We start from the raw sequence: 4,986 nt of genomic DNA, 5'->3' as shown, positions 1-4,986 counted from the left end.
TGGCGACGCTGCCCGACAGCGCGACCGCCTTCCCGGGCGAGACGCGCTTTTCGCTGGCCGCGCTGCTGGAACCGGCGCGCGATGTCGGCGGCGACCTGTACGACTTCTTCATGCTCGATCGCGACCGGCTCTTCTTCGTCATCGGGGATGTGTCGGGCAAGGGCCTTCCGGCGAGCCTGTTCATGGTTGTCGCGAAAGCGCTTTCAAAGAGCATTGCGCTGCGCGGGGGCGAGGATATCGCACGCATCGTGGCCCAGGCCAACGAGGAGCTGGCGCGCGAGAACCCTGAGATGCTGTTTGTGACGGGCGTGTACGGAATTCTGGATGCGGCCAGTGGCGAGGTGGCGCTGTGCAATGCGGGACACGACGCGCCGCGCAGGATTGCTACCGATGGCAGTGTGGCGACGCTGCCCGAGGCTGATGGCCCGCCATTGTGCGTGCTTGATGGATTCGAATATCCGGTGCAGCGTTATCGCTTGTCGGCTGGGGAGAGTCTGTGCCTGCTGACCGACGGCGTGACCGAGGCGATGGACGAGCAGGGCGCGCTGTATGGCCATGACCGGCTCGACGCACTGCTCGCGCAGCAGGGCGGGGCGGCGCCAGCGAACATCGTGTGGGCCATTCGCGAAGACGTCCGCAAGTTCGTCGGCACAGCCGAAGCCTCCGACGATCTCACCCTGCTGGTCCTGCGCTACAACGGCCCCTGAGCACGCGCTCGATCCGGCGATGCGCTCGCGTTGGAGCGAGCACCGCCCGGCGCGCGCATTGCAGGCATCCCGCGCGGGCTCGCGTCGGCGCCAGTCACGCATGCGCCCGGCCCAAGCACACAGCCTGCCGCTGCCACGCACCAGCTCCAGGCCGGTGCGTGGCAGCGTGCGGTGTCAGCGGATGCGGATTTCGGCGCGGCGGTTGCGCCAGTCGCCCGGGATCGGCGAGAAGGGCTCGCGCGCACCGCGGTTATCAACGGTGATGCGCTGCGCATCCACGCCAGCCGCCACGAGCATCGTCCGCACCGCCTCCGCGCGCTGCAGCCCAATCACATCCCCGTTGCCGGCCAAGTCCATCCGGTCCGCATACGTGGTGATCGTGACCTCAGGCCACGAACGGTCTTTTGCTTCCGCCAGCAGCTCGCGCACCACCTGCGCCGATTCCGCCGCCAGCGCCGCGCTGCCAGCGCCAAAGTAGACGATCCGGCTACCCGCCCGCTGCGGCATCGCGGATAGCGTGGACGCATACCGCGCCCGCACCTGGTCCTGCGCCTCCTGCTGCTGCGCCACGGCGCCTGTGCTGTTCACGGTCGCGCTGAGGTAAGGCTGGTCGATCACCGCTTCCCCTTTGGCCGACTTGACGATGACGGCGCTCGGCCGCCCGTCCTGATTCGGTAGCAGCACGATGCGCTCGCGCACCGGCGGCGGTGGCGGGGGCGTCATTGCATCCTTCACCACCGCACCTATGCCAGCGATGAAGAAGAAGGTGATCAAGTCCATTACTTCGCCTCCTCGCTGCCCTGGCCCGCATCGATGACGAACTCCGTGCCGCGCACCCCGAGGATTGCGCTGGGCGTCGAGAACTTTACGGCGTCCGGCGACTTCTTCGACAGCTTGCCCGAGATGACCGCCATCGTCCCGCGCTTGACGGACGCATTCAGCACACCATCGTGCGTGGCCGGGTCGAACGCGAACTTGTCCAGCGAGACGGAGCTGTTCGGGCCAACCGAGAGCATGGTCTCGTCGCGCAGCATGATGCCCACGCTGCCGTCGCCCGCCGTCACGATGCGGTCACTCGCCAGCACCTCCATGCCCGCGCGCACTGGCAGCTTGCCGCTGCTGCGCTCCACCGTCGCCGTCCCCTTTGCGTTCTTGATCAGCCCCGCCGCCGAATCGGCCGCGAAGGCGCTGGACAAGCATCCGAACATTGCAACTGCGCAAGCAATCCTGTTTAATGAAGGCATTTTTCCGGCTCCGGCTTGACTGCATAACAATACAAAACGCTGATCATCGTTGATATGACGCAAAAAGTGAACAGCTTGGCCATCGAAAGTTGCGAAAACAGCACGATTCTGGAAGGGCGGCTGGACAATGTGCCAGTGGCTCAGGGATTCGTCGTGTCGGCCCTGACCGCGAGCGGCATTGGGGAGGAGCGCATCTGCCGCGCGGAGCTGATCCTCGAAGAGTTGTTCCGGAACGTGGTCTTGCATGGCTACGGCGGCGATTGCGCCCGGCCGGTCTGGCTGCATGTGCATGGAGACGGCTTCACGCTGGAGGACGAAGCCCCGGCTTTCGATCCCCTGCACGGCGACATCGTCGAAGACCTGGACCGCATCGGCGGCGCGGGCTTGCCACTGATCCGCAATCTCGGGCGCGCGGTGAGCTACGTTCGCAGCGCTGGCCGCAACCGCATCTCGGTTCTCGTCTGATCGCCGAGGCGCAGCCCGCCGTGCTGCCGCGCCCGCGCAGGCTCAATGCGCGTCCTTGAGCTCCTGCACCAGCGCGCGCACCAAGTCCGCCGCCGGCATCTCGCGCGCCAGCGGGAATCCCTGGCCCGCCCAGTTCACCGAATAGTCCATGTTCCCGGCCTTGGCCGCCGCCGCATGCAGCGCCTTGGCCGCGTCGTACGCGATCGAGTACTCAGGCACGGGCGGCCGTCCCGCCGTCTCCTGGAACAAGCGATTGGGCAGCCCGCGTGCATCGCGGCCCGAGACGGCCGCGGTGACTTCGGTGAGGTGCACGTTGCCTTCCTTGATCAGCCGCCGGTGATACTGGCTGGCCGATGACTCGGGGCACAGGATGAAAGCGGTCCCCATCTGCGCCCCGCTGGCACCGAGTTGCATCGCTGCCGCGATGCCCTGGCCGTCCATGATGCCGCCCGCAGCGACGATCGGAATGCGCACGGTCTGCGCCAGCAGGCGCACGAGGGCGAAGGTGCCGATCGCCGGATCCTTGCCGACGCCATCGAACACGCCGCGGTGGCCGCCCGCTTCATAACCTTGCGCGACGACGATGTCGACGCCTGCCGCCTCCACTTGGCGGGCTTCGTCCGGCGACGTGGCGCTGGCCAGCAGCACGATGCCCGCATTCTTGAGTTGCGCGATGACGTCCGCGGTGGGCAGGCCGAAATGAAAGCTCACGGCGTGCGGACGGGTTTCCAGCAGCATGGCCAGCATGTCCGGGTCGTCCAGGAAGCTGCGGTACGTCTCGCGCAGCGTGGTCGGCGGAGTGGCGTTGAACGCTTCGAAGTGCGGCTTCAGGTAGGCCAGCCACGCGGCTTCGCGTGCGGCGTCGCCTTGCGCGGGGCGGTGACAGAAGACGTTGATGCAGAAAGGCTTGTTCGTCCGGGTGCGAATTTCGCCGATCAGCGCGCGCATCTGCTCCGCAGTGCTCACTCCGACGGCCAGCGAGCCAAGCGCGCCCGCGTTGCTGGTTTCGATGACCAGGCGCGGTGTGGAGACGCCCGCCATCGGCGCCTGGATGATCGGGTGGTCGATCTGAAGCAGGGTTTTCAGGTCGGGGCGCATGGCTGGTCTCCTTCCGCACGTGTGTCAGCGCGATCCGGACGACTATAGCGCAGCCTCGCAATCGGCGCTAAAGAGAGTCCGTTTTCCCCGTCTCCGGTGCCCGTGATCGCAGTGGACAGCCTGCTGGAGCCATTCCAGCGGAAGTTAATTATCGTGTGCGGCGGCGTGACGGCGACGGTGGCGCAGCTGCAGGCTTGGGGCGCCGGGCTCGCACGCCAGGTGCGGCGCCGTCGCCGCAGACGTCCAGCACGCAGGTGCGCAGCCAGCGGTGGGCGAGGTCGCCGTCCATGCGCGGGTGCCAGAGCATGGAGACTGTGATCTCGGGGACGTCCACCGGGAGCGGGAAGGTGTGCAGGCCGGTGCGCAGGTTGCCGGTGTGCCGCTCGGGGACGGTGGCGACGAGATCCGTACTCCTTGCGAGCGACAGTGCGGCGGCAAAGCCACCGACGATGGTGGCGATATCCCTCTTCAGTTTCAGTTGATCCAGCGCGTCGTCGATGGCGCTGGTGGCCTGGCCGCGCCGCGAGACCACGACGTGGCTGGCCGCGGCGTAGCGCTTGGCGGTGACGCGGCCATCAGCCAGTGGATGGTCTGCGCGGACGACGCCGACGAAACGGTCCGTGAACAGGGCGCGGGTGCGGATTTCGGGGCTGGCGGTGCCGCTGACGACGCCCGTGTCGAGGTCCACGCGGCCGTCCCTCAGTGGTGCGCTGTCCTTGTCGGCCTTGTGGACGAAGCGCAGGCGCACGTGCGGGGCGTCCTTCCGGACGCGGGCGAGGAGGGCGGGGCCGAAGTTTTCGACGAAGCCGTCGGTGGTGCGCAGCGTGAAGGTGCGCTCCAGGGTGGGGAGGTCCAGCTTATCCGCCGGGCGGAGGGCCGCTTGCGCGGCTGCGACAATGGCGCCGACCTGTTCGCGCAGCTCCAGGGCGCGAGGCGTGGGGACGAGGCCTCGGCCCGCGCGGACCAGGAGCGGGTCATTGGTCGCTTCGCGTAGGCGGGCGAGGGAGCGGCTCATCGCGGACTGGCTCAGATGCAGGCGCTCGGCGGCGCGCACGACGCTGCCTTCCGCGAGCAGGACGTCGAGGGTCAGAAGCAAATTCAGGTCCGGGGCCGTCATACGGGCAACGATAGCACAACGTGGGATGGCGTTAGGTGCATGTATTTCATGCAGATAGCGCGTCTTCCGCTATGTATCGCCACCGACTACGCTGTTCTCATGAGCGATCAGGAGGGCAGCATGGAAGCAGCGAGCAAGGCGCAAGCCACATTCGGCGACGGCGACATCGGCGCGCCGGGCGGAGACGATGGGCAGGTCGGCGGCGCTGCGCAGGCCTGGGCTGGGCGTGGTGAATCGGGGGTAGGCGTACGGGCCGACGGCGTGGCACAAGCCGCAGCGGGGCGTGGCGAAGCGGTGGTGGGCACGAGAGCAGAGGGCGCGGCGCAGGCAGGGGCGGCGCGTGGTGAAGCGGGGG

The 4,986-nt window shown here is 67.7% G+C and carries 7 protein-coding genes; 3 read left to right on the top strand and 4 right to left on the bottom strand.

From position 1 onward, the window contains the following. Window positions 1-707: PP2C family protein-serine/threonine phosphatase (locus E4L96_RS04695; RefSeq protein ID WP_135206067.1), on the top strand; the 707-nt coding region annotated here is incomplete at its 5' end. 174 nt (window positions 708-881) lie between these two features. Here the strand turns inward: E4L96_RS04695 and E4L96_RS04690 are convergent. Both E4L96_RS04690 and E4L96_RS04685 read right to left on the bottom strand, forming a co-directional pair. Then, a complete protein-coding gene (locus E4L96_RS04690; protein WP_135206066.1) occupies window positions 882-1,487 on the bottom strand; it encodes an OmpA family protein in 606 nt (201 codons plus the stop codon). Further along, complete coding sequence (locus E4L96_RS04685) at window positions 1,487-1,915, bottom strand: FecR family protein (protein ID WP_229414224.1); 429 nt, start codon at window positions 1,913-1,915, stop codon at window positions 1,487-1,489. The genes E4L96_RS04690 and E4L96_RS04685 overlap by 1 nt, the downstream gene beginning before the upstream one ends. A 90-nt stretch (window positions 1,916-2,005) precedes the next feature. On the opposite strand from E4L96_RS04685, the gene E4L96_RS04680 reads away from it, so the two are divergent. Beyond that, window positions 2,006-2,416, top strand: coding sequence for an ATP-binding protein (locus E4L96_RS04680; protein WP_135206064.1), 411 nt, complete (start codon window positions 2,006-2,008; stop codon window positions 2,414-2,416). 42 nt (window positions 2,417-2,458) lie between these two features. Here E4L96_RS04680 and E4L96_RS04675 read toward each other — a convergent pair whose 3' ends face one another. Together E4L96_RS04675 and E4L96_RS04670 are read right to left on the bottom strand one after the other, a co-directional pair. Further along, window positions 2,459-3,514, bottom strand: a complete 1,056-nt coding sequence (locus tag E4L96_RS04675) for an NAD(P)H-dependent flavin oxidoreductase (RefSeq protein ID WP_135206063.1) — start codon at window positions 3,512-3,514, stop codon at window positions 2,459-2,461. 148 nt (window positions 3,515-3,662) lie between these two features. Beyond that, a complete protein-coding gene (locus tag E4L96_RS04670) occupies window positions 3,663-4,631 on the bottom strand; it encodes a LysR family transcriptional regulator (protein ID WP_135206062.1) in 969 nt (322 codons plus the stop codon). Between the two features lie 39 nt (window positions 4,632-4,670). Between E4L96_RS04670 and E4L96_RS04665 the strand changes: the two genes are divergently transcribed. Continuing rightward, window positions 4,671-4,986 (top strand): hypothetical protein (locus E4L96_RS04665; protein WP_220433390.1); only part of this gene is annotated, 316 nt, incomplete at its 3' end.

The sequence above is a fragment of the Zemynaea arenosa genome (assembly GCF_004614185.1).
Taxonomy (GTDB): Bacteria; Pseudomonadota; Gammaproteobacteria; order Burkholderiales; family Burkholderiaceae_D; genus Telluria; species Telluria arenosa.
This window is presented reverse-complemented; position numbering and strand designations above follow the sequence as displayed.

What these genes read in the sequence shown, in the direction of transcription:
- E4L96_RS04690 (WP_135206066.1), bottom strand. Translation starts at nt 1,487, where the DNA reads ATGGACTTGATCACCTTCTTCTTCATCGCTGGCATAGGTGCGGTGGTG.
- E4L96_RS04685 (WP_229414224.1), bottom strand. Translation starts at nt 1,915, where the DNA reads ATGTTCGGATGCTTGTCCAGCGCCTTCGCGGCCGATTCGGCGGCGGGG.
- E4L96_RS04680 (WP_135206064.1), top strand. Translation starts at nt 2,006, where the DNA reads ATGACGCAAAAAGTGAACAGCTTGGCCATCGAAAGTTGCGAAAACAGC.
- E4L96_RS04675 (WP_135206063.1), bottom strand. Translation starts at nt 3,514, where the DNA reads ATGCGCCCCGACCTGAAAACCCTGCTTCAGATCGACCACCCGATCATC.
- E4L96_RS04670 (WP_135206062.1), bottom strand. Translation starts at nt 4,631, where the DNA reads ATGACGGCCCCGGACCTGAATTTGCTTCTGACCCTCGACGTCCTGCTC.